This is a genomic window from Streptomyces sp. NBC_00873 (assembly GCF_045207415.1).
In the GTDB taxonomy this organism is placed as follows: Bacteria; Actinomycetota; Actinomycetes; order Streptomycetales; family Streptomycetaceae; genus Streptomyces.
On the sequence record NZ_CP108803.1, the window covers coordinates 8772677 to 8789823 of the forward strand.

The 17147-nt window shown below is 70.0% G+C and carries 14 protein-coding genes and 1 pseudogene; 10 read left to right on the plus strand and 5 right to left on the minus strand.

Annotated features, from left to right (window positions below; translation table 11 throughout):
* The first annotated feature begins 46 nt into the window (after window positions 1–46).
* Complete coding sequence (locus tag OH809_RS40795) at window positions 47–1153, plus strand: calcium:proton antiporter (protein ID WP_406415950.1); 1107 nt, start codon at window positions 47–49, stop codon at window positions 1151–1153.
* Window positions 1154–1291: 138 nt separating this feature from the next.
* Here OH809_RS40795 and OH809_RS40800 read toward each other — a convergent pair whose 3' ends face one another.
* Window positions 1292–3670, minus strand: a complete 2379-nt coding sequence (locus tag OH809_RS40800; RefSeq protein WP_406415948.1) for an acylase — start codon at window positions 3668–3670, stop codon at window positions 1292–1294.
* 183 nt (window positions 3671–3853) lie between these two features.
* On the opposite strand from OH809_RS40800, the gene OH809_RS40805 reads away from it, so the two are divergent.
* Window positions 3854–5359, plus strand: coding sequence for an acyl-CoA synthetase (locus tag OH809_RS40805; protein WP_406415947.1), 1506 nt, complete (start codon window positions 3854–3856; stop codon window positions 5357–5359).
* 255 nt (window positions 5360–5614) lie between these two features.
* Here OH809_RS40805 and paaK read toward each other — a convergent pair whose 3' ends face one another.
* Entirely contained in the window at window positions 5615–6904 is a 1290-nt protein-coding gene (paaK, locus tag OH809_RS40810) for a phenylacetate--CoA ligase PaaK (RefSeq protein WP_406415946.1), read from the minus strand.
* A gap of 215 nt (window positions 6905–7119) precedes the next feature.
* Here paaK and OH809_RS40815 point away from each other — a divergent pair.
* Window positions 7120–7691 (plus strand): annotated as a pseudogene (locus tag OH809_RS40815) (alpha/beta fold hydrolase); the annotation flags it as partial.
* On the opposite strand, the gene OH809_RS40820 reads toward OH809_RS40815, so the two are convergent.
* Window positions 7678–9306 (minus strand): FAD-dependent oxidoreductase, encoded by a 1629-nt coding sequence (locus OH809_RS40820; RefSeq protein WP_406415944.1) that lies wholly within the window; start codon window positions 9304–9306, stop codon window positions 7678–7680. The pseudogene OH809_RS40815 and the gene OH809_RS40820 sit on opposite strands and share 14 nt — an antisense overlap.
* A gap of 269 nt (window positions 9307–9575) precedes the next feature.
* Between OH809_RS40820 and OH809_RS40825 the strand changes: the two genes are divergently transcribed.
* From OH809_RS40825 to OH809_RS40855, 7 genes are all read left to right on the plus strand, one after another.
* Window positions 9576–10694: a SchA/CurD-like domain-containing protein gene (locus tag OH809_RS40825; protein WP_406415943.1), complete on the plus strand. Its 1119-nt coding sequence runs from the start codon at window positions 9576–9578 to the stop codon at window positions 10692–10694.
* 76 nt (window positions 10695–10770) lie between these two features.
* The gene (locus OH809_RS40830) at window positions 10771–11205 is read left to right on the plus strand and encodes a cupin domain-containing protein (RefSeq protein WP_406415941.1); all 435 of its coding nucleotides are present in this window, start codon (window positions 10771–10773) and stop codon (window positions 11203–11205) included.
* Window positions 11202–12470 (plus strand): beta-ketoacyl-[acyl-carrier-protein] synthase family protein, encoded by a 1269-nt coding sequence (locus OH809_RS40835; protein WP_406415939.1) that lies wholly within the window; start codon window positions 11202–11204, stop codon window positions 12468–12470. The genes OH809_RS40830 and OH809_RS40835 overlap by 4 nt, the downstream gene beginning before the upstream one ends.
* A complete protein-coding gene (locus tag OH809_RS40840) occupies window positions 12467–13717 on the plus strand; it encodes a beta-ketoacyl synthase N-terminal-like domain-containing protein (RefSeq protein WP_406415937.1) in 1251 nt (416 codons plus the stop codon). The genes OH809_RS40835 and OH809_RS40840 overlap by 4 nt, the downstream gene beginning before the upstream one ends.
* Window positions 13718–13732: 15 nt before the next feature.
* Window positions 13733–13990, plus strand: coding sequence for an acyl carrier protein (locus tag OH809_RS40845; RefSeq protein WP_406415935.1), 258 nt, complete (start codon window positions 13733–13735; stop codon window positions 13988–13990).
* A 1-nt stretch (window position 13991) separates the two neighbouring features.
* Window positions 13992–14471 carry an SRPBCC family protein gene (locus tag OH809_RS40850; RefSeq protein ID WP_406415933.1) on the plus strand — a complete coding sequence of 160 codons (480 nt, stop codon included), beginning with the start codon at window positions 13992–13994 and terminating at the stop codon, window positions 14469–14471.
* A 76-nt stretch (window positions 14472–14547) separates the two neighbouring features.
* The gene (locus OH809_RS40855) at window positions 14548–14880 is read left to right on the plus strand and encodes a TcmI family type II polyketide cyclase (protein WP_406415932.1); all 333 of its coding nucleotides are present in this window, start codon (window positions 14548–14550) and stop codon (window positions 14878–14880) included.
* Window positions 14881–14949: 69 nt separating this feature from the next.
* On the opposite strand, the gene OH809_RS40860 is transcribed toward OH809_RS40855, so the two are convergent.
* Window positions 14950–16008, minus strand: a complete 1059-nt coding sequence (locus tag OH809_RS40860) for a methyltransferase (protein WP_406415930.1) — start codon at window positions 16006–16008, stop codon at window positions 14950–14952.
* Between the two features lie 34 nt (window positions 16009–16042).
* Window positions 16043–17116, minus strand: a complete 1074-nt coding sequence (locus tag OH809_RS40865; protein ID WP_406415928.1) for a nitrous oxide reductase family maturation protein NosD — start codon at window positions 17114–17116, stop codon at window positions 16043–16045.
* Window positions 17117–17147 lie beyond the last annotated feature (31 nt).

Sequence of the window (17147 nt, forward strand, 5' to 3'; positions counted from 1 at the left end):
ACCGTCCGCCGAGCGCGCCCCGGTCACCTCTGGCAGCGTGTGGCTCATGAACACGAGCGCGACGGTCCGGTCCCTGGCTACCCGGTGGACCGTGGTGGTGCCGATCGTCGCGGCGGTCGCGCTGGTGTTCAGCTGGGGGCGGGTGCTGCCGGCCTTCGCCGTTGGCGTCGTCGCGCTCTGTCTCGCGGGCGCCGTGCTCGCCGCCGTCCACCATGCCGAGGTGATCGCCCACCGGGTCGGCGAACCGTTCGGCTCGCTCGTCCTGGCCGTCGCCGTGACCGTCATCGAGGTGGCCCTGATCGTCACCCTGATGGTGGACGGCGGCCCCAAGACGTCCGCGCTCGCCCGCGACACCGTCTTCGCCGCCGTGATGATCACCTGCAACGGCATCGTCGGACTGTCCCTGCTGGTGGGCGCGGTCCGTTCCCGCGTCGCCGTCTTCAACGCCGAAGGTTCCGGCGCCGCCCTCGCCACCGTCGCGACCCTCGCCACCCTCAGTCTGGTGCTGCCGACCTTCACCATCGGCAGACCGGGCCCCGAGTTCTCCACTGCACAGCTCACCTTCGCCGCAGTCGCGTCCCTCTTCCTGTACGGGCTGTTCGTCGCCGTACAGACCGTCCGGCACCGCGAGTACTTCCTGCCGCTCACCCAGGACGGCCGGCTCAAGGAGGAAGAGCAGCACGCGGCGCTGCCCGGCCGGGGCGCCACCGCGCTCAGCGTCGCCATGCTGCTGATCGCGCTGGTCGCCGTCGTCGGCGACGCCAAGTCCGTCTCGCCGACGATCGAGTCCGGCGTGGAGGCCGCCGGGCTGCCGCAGGCGGTCGTCGGTGTCGTCATCGCCCTGCTGGTTCTGCTGCCCGAGACCCTCGCCGCGGTCCGGGCCGCCCACCGCGAACGCGTGCAGACCAGCCTCAACCTCGCCCTCGGGTCGGCCATGGCCAGCATCGGGCTGACCATCCCGGCCATCGCCCTGGCCTCCATCTGGCTGCCCGGACCGCTCCTTCTCGGCCTCGGCGCCACCCATATGGTGCTGCTCGCGCTGACCGTGGTGGTCGGCGCGCTGACCGTCGTACCGGGGCGGGCCACGTTGCTTCAGGGCGGCGTCCACCTGGCGATCTTTGCCGCGTTCATCGTCCTTGCGATCAGCCCCTGACCGCACGCAACGACCGGCCCCTGACCGCACGCAACGACCGGCCCCTGACCGCACGCAACGACCGGCCCCTGACCGTCGGCAGCGACGGGCCCCCGACCGCCCGGAAACGGTCAGGGGCCGAATTGCCTCCGGAGCGTGCTACCGGTGCTCGCGCACCCGCACCACCCGCAGCGCCGGCGAGCGCGCGATGTCCTTCTCGCAGAACCGGGATGTCACCCAGCGCTCACCCGAGAAGAGCTCGGTCTGGTCGCTGTAGTGCGGTGAGTTCGGGTTCGAGGACTGGGAGTACGTAAGCAGGGTGCGGGCCACCGGGCACGAGGAGCCGTCCCAGCCGACCGCCTGGATGTAGCTGGAGCCGGCCGAGACCTCCGTGTACCCGCCGCCCGCGGCGTCCCACACCGGATCGGTCTTGTTCCAGATGCCGAGGGACTCCGTGCCGCCGCCCACCGGGATGCGCTTCCCGTTCCGTACGACCCCCTGGTACGCGCCCAGCGGTGCGTCCAGTGCGATCCCGGCCGCCCGCAGTTCGGCCACCGCGTCGGCCAGCGCCGCGGTGACGCGCGGCGCCGCGGTGTTCAGCGTGTGCGGGGTACCGACCGGGTCGGTGGGGGAGAAGGGCACCTTCCACAGCTCGGCCGCCGGTACCGCGGTGGCCCTGCGCCAGAACCGGTCGAAGAGCAGTGCGCCCCGGCTCCCGGTGTCGACCTTCCGGTCCCAGCGTGCAAGCACGTCGCACGCCGCCGACACGTCGACCGCCCGGCCGTTGCTGCCGGCCGCGGTTCCGCCGGGCAGCGATGCGCAGGCGCGCACCAGGTCGGCCGCTGTCCGGTCACCGGCAGGGGCGCGGTTTGCGTACTGCTGTTCCTGCAGGTCGCCGACTGTCAGCCGGCCCTTCGCCGCCATCGCCGACACATCCTCGATCGCGCCGCGGGTCCGCATCGAGCGAGGCGTGCCGATGGTGCCGAAGACTCGTTCGTAGCCGGTCAGCGGTGCCTCGGCGTTGGTCAGCCAGGCGCTGTCGTTGGAGTTCTCGACGTACGGAGCATCCTTGACGGTCGGCATCCGGCCCGGCCCGAAGATGCCCGGCTGCACCGCGTCCGGGTCCGAACCGAGCGCGCAGTCGCTCCTCGAACCGTCCAGCACCGCGAGCCCCGACGACGGGTATGTTGCTCTGCCCAGCGGGGTGGAGCACCGCTGCGCGAGATCGTCCGTGATCCGCGGCAGCACCTGCGACTGCGAGAAGAACGAATGGCCCGCGGAATCGGCGGCGACGGTGTTCACCCACGGCAGCCCCTGGGTACGACGCAGCGCGGCCTGGATGTCCGCGGCGCTGCGTGCCTTGCTGAACCCGAGACCCGTGTCCGAGGACCGCAGGTTCGTGGCGTTCGGGTCGTTCAGCGCGTACGCGGTCGTCGCCGTCCAGGGCAGCGGCAGTCCGGCACCGAGGGCGGTGACGACCGGACCGTACCGGGTCCACCACTGCGTCCGGGTCACCGTGGCGCCGCCCTTCACCGCGACCGAGACCGTGCGCTTCACCATTCGCTCCGGCTTGCCGTCCACCAGATACGCGGTCGGATCGGCCGGATCAAGGGTCAGCTGATGCAGATTGAGGGGGACACCCGTGGCGACGGTGTGGCTCCAGGCGATGTTCGCGTTGTGCCCGATCGACACGGTCGCCGAGCCGAGCAGCGAACCGCCCGCCACGTTCAGCTCCCCGGGGATGGTCTGCTGCGACTGCCAGAACCGCCGCCCGCCCTGCCACGGGTAGTGCGGATTGCCGAGCAGCAGCCCTCGCCCGTTCGCCGTCGTACTGCCCCGGAACGCGACCGCGTTGGAGCCGATGTCGGCGTTCTGCGTGGACAACAGCCGCTGCGCAGCCTTCGCCGCCTCACCCGGCGGAACACCGGCCGACGCCGGTGCGCCCGTGGGCGGCTGCGCCGCCGTGATGCCGTCGATCCCACGGCCCTGACCGCCCAGCACGGAGAGCGCGAAGGCGCGGGTCGCGACATCCAGCATCGTCACCGGCCGCACCCAGTCGGCGCCCCGGCAGGCCGGATCGCTGATCCGGTTCTGATTCAGCCAGGCGTTGTAGCCGGCCGCCCAGCCGCGCTCCAGCTCCTTCACGTCATGGCTCTGACCGGCCGGGGCGGGCACTGTCAGCAGCTTCTCCACGGTGCCGCTGTCCTGGATCCCGCGGAAGTAGAGATCGCTGGAGAGATTGTTCGTCGCGGAGGACAGCGAACCGTCCGGAGCCGCGTCCGGACCGAAGTACCGCGACCGTTCGCCGCGCAGCGTCACGAAGCCGTCGGCGAGTGTGCACACCTGGTCGGCGGCCTGCGCCCAGCCGTTGCCGAACCCGAGACCCGCGTAGTCCTTCGCCACGATGTGCGGGATGCCGTACTCGGTGTAGCGGATCACGGCGGACAGCACGCCGCCCGACGGATGCCGGGTGTGCGAGGCGTCGGCCACGGCCGGAGGCAGGGACGCCGAGACGGTGAACAGTGCGAGACCGGACACCGCGAGAAGTCTCAGACGGTTACGGAGGGGCGAGGGTCCTCCCAACTGTGCGGGTGAGAAAGGCGGTTGCTCGGATGCCCCGAGACACCACGCGCAACTCAGCCAGCACGCCCGTAGCCCTGTCAACAACTCGGCGGTAACAGAACCCTTGACCGCCCGGTCCCGGCCGCCCAGGATCACGCCATGACAGGTGTTCGCAGCTCCACAGTCGACGGCGTCGTGACCCGCAGCGCACGGCGCACCCCCGAGCGCACCGCCGTGCGGTACGCCGACCGGTCCTGGACCTACCGGACGCTGGACACGGCAGTCAGTACCGCGGCGGCCGTCCTCCTCTCCGACCACGGCCTGCACCCCGGCGACCGGGTCGCCTCCTACGCGCACAACTCCGACGCGTACCTGATCGCGTACCTCGCCTGCGCCCGCGCCGGGCTGGTCCATGTGCCGGTCAACCAGAACCTCACCGGCGACGACCTGACCTACATCCTGCAGCAGTCGGGCAGCGCCCTCGTCCTCACCGACCCGGCACTCAGCGACCGCATCCCGGCCGGATTCGCCGTACGACCGCTGCGCGACGCACCGGACTCCCTGCTGGGCGCGCTCGCCACCCCGCGCCCCTTCACCCCCGAGCGCGAACCCGCTGCCGGTGACCTCGTGCAACTGCTGTACACCTCGGGTACCACCGCGCTCCCCAAGGGCGCGATGATGACGCACGGCGCCCTCGTCCACGAATACGTCAGTGCGATCACCGCTCTCGACCTGCGCCCCACCGACCGGCCCGCCCACTCGCTGCCGCTCTACCACTCCGCGCAGATGCATGTGTTCCTGCTGCCCTACCTCGCGCTCGGGGCGGAGAACACCATCCTCGACGCGCCCGAAGCGGGCCGGATCTTCGACCTCGTCGAGGCCGGGCAGGCGGACAGCCTGTTCGCCCCGCCCACCGTCTGGATCGGGCTCGCCAACCACCCGGAGTTCGCGGCCCGCGAGCTCGGCGGGCTGCGCAAGGCGTACTACGGCGCGTCGATCATGCCGGTCCCGGTGCTGGAACGGCTTCGCGAGCGGTTGCCCGCGCTGGCCTTCTACAACTGCTTCGGACAGAGCGAGATCGGCCCGCTCGCCACCGTTCTCGGGCCCGAGGAGCACGAAGGCCGGATGGACTCCTGCGGCCGGCCGGTGCTCTTTGTCGAAGCACGGGTTGTCGACGAGCACGGCAAGGAGGTCCCCGACGGCACGGCGGGCGAAGTCGTCTACCGGTCACCGCAGCTGTGCGAGGGCTACTGGAACAAGCCCGAGGAGACCGCCGAGGCGTTCCGCGACGGCTGGTTCCACTCCGGCGACCTCGCCGTACGTGACCCGGAGGGGTTCTTCACGGTCGTCGACCGGGTGAAGGACGTCATCAACTCCGGCGGTGTCCTGGTCGCCTCCCGCCAGGTCGAGGACGCCCTCTACACCCACCCCGCCGTCGCCGAGACAGCCGTCGTGGGGCTGCCCGACGAACGCTGGATCGAGGCCGTCACCGCCGTCGTCGTGCTGCGGGAGGACGCCACCGAGCAGCAGCTTCTCGACCATGTACGGGAACGGCTCGCGCACTTCAAGGCCCCGAAGAAGGTCCTCTTCGTGGACGAGCTCCCCCGCAACGCGAGCGGAAAGGTTCTCAAGCGCGAGCTCAGAGACCGGTTCGCGCAGTCGTGACCCCTGAGGGCCTTTCTTTCGGATCAGCCACGCATGATCCGAAAGAAGGGCCCTCATCGGTGATCGCGCCGCAGCCGATGTCGACCACGGACCCCGCCAGGGCGGCGGCCTGAGCGGACGCCCAGGCCCGGCTCCCCGGTGTTCCTGGCGTCCGCGAGGGACGGTGACCGGTCCGGCGGGGCCGCCGGACGACTCGACGCGACGGCCCGGCTCCCGGGAACACACGGCAGGAGTGGTCACCGCCGTCCCGGCGTCTCAGCGCCCGCCGCGGTCGTCCACGATCCGCTTGAACTTGCCGACCGACCGCTCCAGCGTCTCGGGATCGATGATCTCGACCCCGACCGACACCCCGATGCCGTCCTTGACCGCCGCCGCGATCGCCCGCGCGGCATGTGCCCGCTGGTCCGGTGTCGACTCCGCCCGTGCCTCCGCCCGTACCGTCAGCGCGTCGAGACGGCCCTCGCGGGTCAGCCGCAGCTGGAAGTGCGGTGCCACCCCCGGCGTACGCAGCACGATCTCCTCGATCTGGGTCGGGAAGAGGTTCACCCCGCGCAGGATCACCAGATCGTCGCTCCGCCCGGTGACCTTCTCCATCCGCCGGAAGACCCGTGCCGTGCCGGGCAGCAACCGGGTCAGATCCCGGGTCCGGTACCGGATCACCGGCATGGCCTCTTTGGTCAGCGACGTGAAGACCAGCTCGCCCTCCTCGCCATCCGGCAGCACCTCACCGGTGAACGGGTCGACGACCTCCGGATAGAAGTGGTCCTCCCAGATGTGCAGCCCGTCCTTCGTCTCCACGCACTCCTGGGCGACCCCTGGGCCGATCACCTCCGACAGCCCGTAGATGTCGACCGCGTCGATCGCGAACCGCTCCTCGATCTCCCGGCGCATCTCCTGTGTCCACGGTTCGGCGCCGAAGATACCGACCTTCAGCGAGGTGGTACGCGGATCGACGCCCTGGCGCTCGAACTCGTCGAGCAGCGTCAGCATGTACGAGGGGGTGATCATGATGATCTCGGGCCGGAAGTCCTGGATCAGCTGCACCTGGCGCGAGGTCATGCCACCGGATGCCGGGATGACCGTACAGCCGAGCCGTTCCGCCCCGTAGTGCGCGCCGAGGCCGCCGGTGAACAGACCGTACCCGTACGCCACGTGGACCTTCTGCCCGGGACGGCCGCCCGCGGCCCGGATCGAGCGGGCGACCACGTCCGCCCAGATGTCCAGGTCCCGCTGCGTGTAGCCGACCACGGTGGGGCGGCCCGTCGTCCCGCTGGACGCATGGATGCGCCGCACCTGGTCCTCCGGCACGGCGAACATGCCGAACGGGTAGTTGTCCCGCAGATCCGCCTTTGTCGTGAACGGGAACCGGGCCAGGTCGGCGAGCGAACGGCAGTCGTCCGGGCGCAGCCCCGCCTTGTCGAACGCCGCTCGGTAGAAGGCGACATGGTCGTACGCGTACTGCAGCGTGGCGCGCAGCCGCTCCAGCTGCAGCGCCTGCAGCTCCGGGCGGCCGAGCCGCTCCGCCGCGTCCAGCAGGGCCGTCATCCGGATCTCCCTCTCCCTGAGCGGACGACCGATCGTTCGGTCGATCGTTACGGGAGCAGTAATTCAGGATATCCCGCAGCATGGCAAGAGGGGGCGACGATTTCGTGCGCAGCCCCTCCGGTCCGCCGGTTATGCGCGGACCGGTGAGGCCGCCTCGTGGCGGACCGCGGCACCGGCCGGGCTTCCCATCCGGGAGTCGTCCCACATCGTGGATACGCGCATACCGAACGCAGCTGCATCACGGCATGGGCCCTGTTTGGATGGCGTCGAGCTGTTCCGCGACGACGAACGACCTGCACGCCTTCCTGGAGGCCCGCAATCTGTCCGGCGCCACCGTCGTCGCACACTCGATGGGCGGCGTCGCCGCGTTCCTGCTCGCCGAACAGGAGCCGGCGCTGATCGGCCGGCTGGTCATCGAGGAGGCCCCGCCGCTCATCCCGCTCGATCTGCCGCGCCCGCCCAACGCCCCGACACGGAACTCGAATTCGACTGGCCCGTCGTCCCGTCGATCAATGCCCAGCTGAACGAGCCCGACCCGGCGGCCCGCGGGCGCCTCGGCGAGATCACCGCCCCGGCCCTCATCATCGGCGGGGGTCCCGGCAGCCACCTCGCGCAGGACCAACTTGCGTGGATGGCCCAACAGATCCCCGACTGCCGCCTGGTCACCATCGACGCCGGACATCTCGTCCACACCGCCCGGCCGGCAGAGTTCCTTGCGGCGGTGCGGTCGTTCGGCATGGACCGAGACATCGATGAACCGTTGGCCGGCGGCGTCAGCCCCTGCTGAGCAGGGAGGACAGCACCTCGTACAACGTCGTCTCCGGATCGGTGACGGAACCTTCCGACCGCCAGGCCACGAAGGCGTCGGGGCGCACCAGCACCGCACCCTCGGCGCTCGTACCGTGCGCCTGTGCCCAGTCCGCCCCGTTCTCCGGCTCCAGGTCGGAGCCGGCGCCGATGCCGAACGCGTCGAGCCGCACCGAAAGCCGGGCGGCCACGCGCGCGGCCGCCCGGCGCCACGCCACATCCGCGCCGTCGGTCAGCAACACGAACGACCGCTCGTACAAGTCCAGTGTCGACTTGCGCTCGCCTGCTTGACGGACCCACAGATGTGGTGCCCGGGAGCCGGGGTCACCGTTCAACCGCAGGCCTTGCGGCACCACCGGCTGTTCGGCGTCCACACCCAGCACGGCGCCGCGGACATAGCGGTACCCCAGCGCCACCGGCAGCAGGCCGCCCTTCTTCCCGCCGCCCACACCGGGAGCCGGGGCATATCCGGGGTGGCTGTGCTCCGCGGAACGGGACGAGGCCCGCTCGCTCGTTGCCCGCGCCACGGGCAGCCGCTCCGCCTCGTACGTGTCCAGCAGCCCCGGACCGGCCTCGCCGCGCAGCACGGCGGCGAGCTTCCAGGCGAGGTTGTGCGCGTCCTGGATACCGGTGTTGGAGCCGAACGCCCCGGTGGGCGACATCTCATGGGCGGAGTCCCCGGCGAGGAAGACTCTGTCCCGGCCGTACCGTTCGGCGACCCGCTCCGCGGCGTGCCACGGGGCCTTCCCGGTGACCTCCACATCGATGTCCGGTGCACCGGTCGCCCGGCGGATGTGCTCCGCGCACCGCTCGTCGGTGAAGTCCTCCAGCATCTCGCCCCGTTCGGGCTGCCACGGCGCGTGGAACACCCAGTCCTTCTCGTTGTCCACCGGCAACAGAGCACCGTCCGCGACGGGGTTGGTCAGGTAGCACACGATGAAACGCCGGTCGCCCACCACGTCGGCGAGCTTCCGCGACCGGAAGGTGATGCTCACGTTGTGGAACAGGTCGCCGGGTCCCGACTGACCGATCCGCAGCTGCTCCCGAATGGGGCTGCGCGGACCGTCGGCCGCGATCAGGTAGTCCGCTCGGACGCTGATGTGCTCACCGGTCTCCCGGTTTTTCAGCGCGGCGTGCACCCCTGAGCCATCCGGGTCGAACGTCATCATTTCGGTGGAGAACCGGATGTCGCCGCCCTGCTCACGGGCCTGCGCCAGCAGCACCGGCTCCAGATCGTTCTGACTGCACAGGCACCAGCCGCTCGGGCTGAACCGCGCCAGTCCGCCGCCCGGGTCGATCTCCTTGAACAGCCACTCCTGGTCGTCGCCGGTCAGCGAACCCGCCTGCAGAATCCCGTGATTTTCCGCGAGCACCGAAGCGGCCTCCCGGATCCGCTGTTCGGCTCCCGCCGTGCGGAACACCTCCATGGTCCGTACGTTGTTGCCGCGGCCACGCGGGTGTGTGGAGGTGGCCGCATGCTTCTCGACCAGCAGATGCTCGATGCCGAGCCGGCCGAGGAAAAGTGATGCGGACAGACCCACCAGGGAGCCGCCCACGATGAGGACGGGTACACGGAGGTCGACGTTCTCGTTCATCAGTTGCTCCAGCTCCGACGCCGTACAGATGCATTGTTCATGCCCCTGTGGGAGCCGTTCGGACGGCCCCCGGACGGCTGCTCACCTGAACGGTTCATAAATCTCGCGTCGGCCGGACCAGCGTTTCACGATCGGTCACGGAGACGCAGCCCGCGGCGCGGGGGGCGGACGGTACTCATCCGCCGGGAGGTTTCCCGCTCCGATCCCATTCGACAACCGACGGCATGCCATTCACGTGGACGCCACGCCGTCTCGAAGGAGAACGACACATGACCACCCTTTCGGAACGGATCTCGCAGTCCGCCTTCGACGGCTCCAGGCTGCGGGTCGTTCTGCTGCTGGATCTGCACGACGGAGCCCAGAACCAATTCCTTGAGGCGTACGAACACCTGCGCAATCAGGTGGCATCCGTACCCGGGCACATCAGCGACCAGCTGTGCCAGTCGATCGAGAACCCCTCGCAGTGGCTCATCACCAGCGAATGGGAGAGCGCACCGCCCTTCCTCGCCTGGGTCAACAGCGAGGAGCACGTCCAGACGGTCCAGCCCCTGCACAGCTGCGTACGCGACACCCGGTCGCTGCGCTTCTCCGTGCTGCGGGAGACCGGGAGCGCCTTCGAGAGCACCCCCGATGCCGCCAAGGGCAACCTGCAGTCCGCCCCCCGGCTGGGCGACGGCGTGGTCCGCCACGCCCTCACCTTCACCGTGAAGCCCGGCAGCGAGGACGTCGTCGCGAAGATCCTCGCCGACTACGAGTCCCCGAAGGCCCGGGTCGACGAGCACACCCGGTTGCGCCGTACCTCGCTCTTCATGCACGGAAACCGGGTCGTCCGGGCCGTCGAGGTCGAGGGGGACCTCCTTGCGGGCCTGCGCCATGTGTCCCGTCAGCCCGAGGTCAGGGCCGTCGAGGAGGCCATCAACCCGTACCTGGAGCAGGACCGGGACCTCAGCGACGAGAACTCCGCCCGGGTGTTCTTCACCCGGGCAGCTCTGCCCACGGTCCACCACGTCACCGCCGGCCGGCACAACGCCGCGGACATCCGCCGGTACGCGCTGTTCTACCAGGCCAAGGAGGGGTGCGGGATGGCGCTCGCCCGGCTGCTCGCCGGCAACGACGAGGAGGCGGCCGAGGACCGGAACAGCCCGATCGACAGCAGCACCATCTTCCAGCGCGACGACATCGTCGTGCGGCTCCTCGAAATGGTCGGCCCGCTGGACGCGCAGCCCGCTCAGGCGCTGGGCATCGACGACCCCGCCAAGGTGGCCAGGCTCGGACGGCTCCTCGACGGCGGCGCCAACGCCGCGCCGACCAACGACCAGGAGATCTCGCGCTTCCTCAAGAAGTCCGAAATGACCCTGATCACCGATCGGCGGGCCGCGGATTCCTGAACCGCGCGTCAGCACCCTGGGGGGTTCTCGCTCAACCCGTCAACACCACGCGCACTGCGCCAGGAGGAAAGCAGTCATGACCACGCACCGGCCACGCATCGTGGACCTCAGTGAGACTCAGCCCAACCGCAGGCGCGGAGGCGACCTGCGCGCCATGCTCACGCCGACCGCGGTGGGTGCCACCAGCGGCTTCATGGGGCTGGCCATCGTGCAGCCCGGCGACCGCATCGGCGAGCACTACCACCCGTACTCGGAGGAGTTCGTGTACGTCGTGAACGGTCTCCTGGAGGTGGACCTGGACGGGGAACCGCATGCCATGCGGCCCGACCAGGGCCTGCTGATCCCTCCGTATGTACGTCACCGGTTCCGTAACGTGGGAGATGTGGAAGCGCGCATGGTCTTCCACCTCGGTCCGCTCGCCCCGCGTCCGGAGCTCGGTCATGTCGACACCGAGCACACCGAGACCGCCGGCCACGCCGCGCCGCCAGAACGAACCGAGGCGGCTTCATGACCCGGCGCGTGGCGGTCACCGGAGTCGGTGTCGTCGCCCCGGGCGGAATCGGCGCGCCGGCCTTCTGGGACCTCCTCGCCAACGGACGCACCGCGACGCGCGGCATCACCCTGTTCGACCCGGTGGGATTCCGCTCCCGGATCGCCGCCGAGTGCGACTTCGACCCCGCGGCCCACGGCCTCGGCGAGGACGAGATCGCCCGCTCGGACCGGTACGTCCAGTTCGCGCTCGTCGCCGCCAGGGAAGCCCTCGGCGACGCGGGGCTCGACCCGGAGAAGGTGGACCCCTGGCGCATCGGGGTGTCCCTCGGCACCGCCGTCGGCGGCACCACCCGGCTGGAGCACGACTACGTCGCCGTCAGTGGCAGCGGCGCCCGCTGGGACGTCGACCACCGCCCGGCCGGCCGCCATCTGGAGCGGGCCTTCTCACCCAGTTCCCTCGCCTCGGCGGTCGCGGAGCAGGTCGGCGCGCACGGCCCGGTGCAGACCGTCTCGACGGGCTGCACCTCCGGCCTCGACGCGATCGGGTACGCGTTCCACTCCATCGAGGAGGGGCGGGTCGACGTCTGCATCGCAGGGGCGTCCGACTCGCCGATCACCCCGATCACGGTGGCCTGCTTCGACGCGATCAAGGCGACCTCCGCGAACAACGACGACCCGGAGCACGCCTCCCGGCCGTTCGACGCGCGCCGGGACGGCTTCGTCATGGGCGAGGGCGGAGCCGTACTCGTCCTGGAGGAGCTGGAACATGCCCGCGCCCGCGGTGCCACCGTGTACTGCGAGATCGCCGGCTATGCCACCTTCGGCAACGCCTATCACATGACCGGGCTGACCCCCGAGGGACTGGAGATGGCCGAGGCCATCAACCGGGCCCTCGGCCATGCCCGGATAGACAGCTCACAGATCGACTACGTCAACGCGCACGGATCCGGCACCAAGCAGAACGACCGCCACGAGACGGCCGCAGTGAAGAGGGCCCTGGGCACACACGCCTACGAGGTGCCCATGAGCTCCATCAAGTCCATGGTCGGTCACTCGCTCGGCGCCATCGGCGCCATCGAGATCGCCGCCTGCGTGCTGTCCCTGGTCAACCAGACGGTGCCGCCGACGGCGAACTACGAAACCCCGGACCCGGAGTGCGACCTCGACTACGTGCCGCGTGACGCACGGTCCCGGAAGCTGCGCAGCGTCCTGTCGGTGGGCAGCGGATTCGGTGGTTTCCAGTCCGCTGTGGCCCTGACCAGAACAGGTGGGAGGACACCATGAGCACCCGAAAGGCCCGGCGCACCGTCGTCACCGGCATCGGTGTCGTCGCCCCCAACGGCACGACCACGCAGTCGTTCTGGAAGAGGACGCAGGAGGGGACGAGCGTCCTCGACCGCGTCACCCGCGAGGGCTGCGAGCATTTGCCCCTGCGGGTCGCAGGCGAGGTCAGGGGCTTCGACCCGGTGGACCTGATCGAGGAACGCTACCTCGTACAGACCGACCGGTTCACGCACTTCGCGATGGCCGCAGCGGATCTCGCCCTCGACGACGCCCGGATCGGCCGGGCCGACTACGAGGGCGACCCGTTCGCCGTGGGAGTGGTGACCGCCGCCGGCTCCGGCGGCGGCGAGTTCGGCCAGCGCGAACTGCAACGGCTGTGGGGACAGGGGTCCAATTACGTCGGCCCCTACCAGTCCATCGCCTGGTTCTACGCGGCCAGCACCGGCCAGATCTCCATCCGGGGCGGATTCAAGGGGCCGTGCGCCGTCGTGGCCAGCGACGAAGCGGGCGGCCTGGACGCATTGGCGCATGCCGCCCGGTCCATCCGCGGCGGCGCCGACGCAGTGGTCGTCGGCGCCGCCGAGGCACCTCTGGCCCCGTACTCGGTCGTCTGCCAGCTCGGGTACGAGGACCTCAGCGTCTGCGAGGACCCTGCCCGGGCCTATCGCCCCTTCACCTCGGATGCGTGCGGCTTCGTACCCGCCGAGGGCGGCGCCATGCTCGTGGTCGAGGAGGAGGCCGCGGCGAACCGCCGCGGGGCCCGCATCAGGGCCGAACTGGCGGGCCACTCCGCGACGTTCACCGGGGCGTCCCGGTGGGAGGAGTCCCGGGAGGGGCTCGCCCGGGCGATCAGCGGCGCCCTGCGGGAGGCCGGCTGTGCGCCGGAGGAGATCGACGTGGTCTTCGCCGACGCCCTCGGCGTACCCTCCGCCGACCGCGCCGAAGCGCTGGCCATCGCCGACGCGCTCGGCTTGCACGGCAAGCGGGTACCCGTGACGGCGCCCAAGACCGGGATCGGCCGGGCCTATTGCGGGGCGCCGGTGCTGGACGCGGCAGCCGCCGTACTGGCCATGGAATACGGCCTGATACCTCCCACCCCGAACGTCGTCGACGTGTGTCACGAACTCGATGTCGTCACCGGCCGGGCGCGCCCCGCCGAACTGCGGACGGCGCTCGTGCTGAGCCGCGGCCTCATGGGTTCGAACGCGGCCATCGTGCTGCGGCGCCCCACCGCTATCCACGCGTGAGAAGGAGAAGCCCTCATGAACAATCCACTGACCTACCAGGAGCTGGCTGCGCTGATGAAGAAGGGCGCGGGAGTCAGCGTCGACCCGCAGGAGATGGAGAGCCGGCCCGCGTCCGGCTTCGACGAGTACGGCCTGGACTCGCTCGGCCTCCTCGGCATCGTGGGCGTGCTGGAGAACCGGCACGGCAGGCCGCTCCCGGCCGACGCCGACCGGTGCAAGACGCCCCGTGAATTCCTCGACCTCGTCAACCACACCCTCATGACAGGAGCCTGAAGTGTCCGGACACACCGAGAACGAGATCACCATCGCCGCCCCCCTCGACCTGGTCTGGGACGTGACGAACGATCTGGAGAACTGGCCGCGGCTGTTCAGTGAGTACGCGGCGGTCGAGGTCATCGAACGGGACGGCGAGAGGACGAGGTTCCGTCTGACCATGCACCCCGACGAGAACGGCAAGGTGTGGAGCTGGGTCTCGGAGCGCACGACCGACCGCGCCGGGCGCAAGGTCATCGCGCGCCGCGTCGAGCCGGGCCCGTTCGAGCACATGAACATCCGCTGGGAGTACTCGGAGGTCCCCGGTGGCACGAAGCTGCACTGGGCGCAGGACTTCGCGATGCGGTCCGACGCGCCCGTCGACGACGCGTGGATGACCGACAACATCAACCGGAACTCGCGCGTCCAGATGGAACTCATCCGGGACAAGATCGAGCAGCGCGACCGCGAGCGCCGTACCGCCCCGGTCAACGCCCGCTGACCCCCTGCCCGCCCGCGTCCGGCCACCCCGCCGTCCCGGCGGGGTACCGGCCGGGTATCAGAAAGGCATCCCACCCATGCACCACGCTCTGATCGTCGCCCGGATGGCGCCGGAGTCGGCGCCGGACATCGCCGAACTGTTCGCGGCCTCCGACTGCAGCGAACTGCCGCACCTCGTCGGAGTCAACCGGCGCAAGCTGTTCCAGTTCGGCGACGTCTATCTGCACCTGATCGAGTCCGACCGTCCGCCGGGTCCGGAGATTGCCAAGGTGCACCAGCACCCGGAGTTCCAGGACCTCAGCCAGAAGCTCACCGCCTTCGTCAGTCCGTACGACCCGCAGACCTGGCGTGGTCCGAAGGACGCGATGGCCCACGAGTTCTACCACTGGGAGCGCGACTCCAGCGCCTGAGACACACGACGGTCGCCCCGGGTCCGGCTGAAGAGCCGGATCCGGGGCGATTGTGTGAGGCGAAACGGTTCAGCTGGGCACGATGCACTCGAACGCGTGCAGATATCCGTTGACCGGACTGATGTCGCCGACGATCAGCCCCGCTTCCTCCATCCGCCCGATCAGGCTCTCCTTGGTGTGCTTCGCACCGCCGACATTGAGGAGCAGCAGCAGGTCCATGGCGGTGGTGAACCGCATCGACGGGGTGTCGTCGACCAGGTTCTCGATGATCACGACCCGGGCACCCGGGCGGGCCGACGCCATGACATTGCGCAGCGTCCTGCGCGTGCTCTCGTCGTCCCATTCCAGGATGTTCTTGATGATGTAGAGATCTGCCTCGACCGGGATCGCCTCGCGGCAGTCCCCGGCGAGGATGCTTGTCCGTTTGGCGAGCGCTCCGCCGTCCCGCAGCCGGGCATCGGCGCGCGCGACCACGCCCGGCAGATCCATCAGCGTGCCGCGGACCTTCGGGTGCTTCTCCAGCAGGCTCGCGAGCACGTGCCCCTGACCGCCGCCGATGTCGACGACCTCGGACACCCCTGCGAGGTCGAGGAGTTCGGCGACATCCAGCGCGGACTGCATGCTGGAGGTGGTCATGGCCTGGTTGAAGATGTGTGCCGACTCGTGCGCGTCGTCGTGGAGGTAGTCGAAGAACCCCTTCCCGTACACGTCGGGGAAGACGCTCGTGCCGGAGCGTACCGCGTCGTCCAGCCGTGGCCAGACCTCCCAGGTCCAGGGCTCGGTGCACCACAGGGAGATGTACCGCAGGCTGTTCGGGTCGTCCTCGCGCAGCAGCCGGGACATGTCGGTGTGGACGAAGCTTCCGTCGGCGGTCTCGGCGAAGATTCCGTAGCAGGACAGGGCGCGCAGCAGCCGGCGAAGCGGCGCCGGCTCGGCGTTCACCTCCGCCGCGAGCTCGGCCGCGGTGGCCGGTGTCTCACCGAGCGCGTCGGCGACGCCCAGCCGGGCCGCCGCGCGCACGGCCGCGGCGCAGGCCGCGCCGAAGGCGATCTCGCGCAGCCGCATTCCCGGCTGCGGGGTGTGCAGGGGAGTGGTGGGGATGGGGGTGGTGGTGCTCACGGTGGTCATACCGTCTCGCTTCTTCTCGTGCGGGGGGTCACGGTCAGCACAGGCCGGCCGGTGCGGACGTCGCGCATGTGTTGCCGACGAAGGTGTTGCTCGGTCCGGCTTCCTGGTTGGCCAGGTCCGCGGGCCGGTTGCCCAGCGCCACATTGCGGCTGATGGTGTTGCCGGTGTTGTGGGCGCCTACGAAGCTCTTGAACAGCACGAGGCCGCCGGAGAGCGGGGTGGCGCCCACGTTGTTCCGGATCGTGTTGTCGCGCACCTTGGTGTCCACGGTGCCGGTGAGGACGATGCCGGAGCCCTGAATGGCGGGAAGCCGGGGGGTCGCCGCGCAGAACTTGTTGTTGTCGGTCATCCGGTTGTTGTGGATGGTCATCACCCCGGCCTGCGGCTTGCCCTCGTCGCCGACGACGAACATGCCGCTGCAATTGCCGGTGGCGGTGTTGTCCCGGATGGTGAGGTTGCGGACCCGGCGGGCGGTGATGCCGATCCGGTTGTTCGTCAGCGTGTTGCCGCGGAGCTGCGTCCCGTGGGTGTCGGTGGCTCCACCCTCTTCGGCCACGGTGTTCGCGACGAAGATGCCGGCGTCGCCGTTGCCGTGGGCGGTGTTGCTCCGGAGCTCGGAGCGGGTCGACCTCTCCTGGGCGATGCCCCAGACGCCGTTGGTGTCGGAGGTCACCTGCCGGACCTTCAGGCCGTCGGTCCAGGACGCCCAGATGCCGTTCTTCTTGAATCCGGAGACGGTGAGGGAGCGGATGCTCACACCGTCGACGGTGTGACCGGACGTGCCCAGTACGCAGACGCCGCTGCCGGCTTTCGCACAGGCGTTGCCGGTCTTGGTCCCGGTCGAGGCCGGCTTGATGACGGTCTTGGCCCCGGTGCCGCGCAGGGTCAGCCCCTGCTTCTTGATCAGTACGCTCTCGTGGTAGGTGCCGGGCTCGACGACGATGGTGTCACCCGTCCGGGCGGCGTCCACGGCGGCCTGGATCGACTGGCCCGGATGGACCGTGCGCACGGCCGGGGTAGCGGCGGAGACGGACGGTTCGGCGCAGGCCACCGCGGTGGCCGAGACGATTGCCATGCACACGAGGGGGGTGATGTGTCGTTTCCTCATGAGCCGAAGCTATGGGCGATCGCCGCCCATT

Bases quoted from the DNA above. Each gene is read 5' to 3' on its own strand.
- OH809_RS40795 (WP_406415950.1), top strand. From the start codon at position 47: ATGAACACGAGCGCGACGGTCCGGTCCCTGGCTACCCGGTGGACCGTG.
- OH809_RS40805 (WP_406415947.1), top strand. From the start codon at position 3,854: ATGACAGGTGTTCGCAGCTCCACAGTCGACGGCGTCGTGACCCGCAGC.
- paaK (WP_406415946.1), bottom strand. From the start codon at position 6,904: ATGACGGCCCTGCTGGACGCGGCGGAGCGGCTCGGCCGCCCGGAGCTG.
- OH809_RS40820 (WP_406415944.1), bottom strand. From the start codon at position 9,306: ATGAACGAGAACGTCGACCTCCGTGTACCCGTCCTCATCGTGGGCGGC.
- OH809_RS40825 (WP_406415943.1), top strand. From the start codon at position 9,576: ATGACCACCCTTTCGGAACGGATCTCGCAGTCCGCCTTCGACGGCTCC.
- OH809_RS40830 (WP_406415941.1), top strand. From the start codon at position 10,771: ATGACCACGCACCGGCCACGCATCGTGGACCTCAGTGAGACTCAGCCC.
- OH809_RS40835 (WP_406415939.1), top strand. From the start codon at position 11,202: ATGACCCGGCGCGTGGCGGTCACCGGAGTCGGTGTCGTCGCCCCGGGC.
- OH809_RS40840 (WP_406415937.1), top strand. From the start codon at position 12,467: ATGAGCACCCGAAAGGCCCGGCGCACCGTCGTCACCGGCATCGGTGTC.
- OH809_RS40845 (WP_406415935.1), top strand. From the start codon at position 13,733: ATGAACAATCCACTGACCTACCAGGAGCTGGCTGCGCTGATGAAGAAG.
- OH809_RS40855 (WP_406415932.1), top strand. From the start codon at position 14,548: ATGCACCACGCTCTGATCGTCGCCCGGATGGCGCCGGAGTCGGCGCCG.
- OH809_RS40860 (WP_406415930.1), bottom strand. From the start codon at position 16,008: ATGACCACCGTGAGCACCACCACCCCCATCCCCACCACTCCCCTGCAC.
- OH809_RS40865 (WP_406415928.1), bottom strand. From the start codon at position 17,116: ATGAGGAAACGACACATCACCCCCCTCGTGTGCATGGCAATCGTCTCG.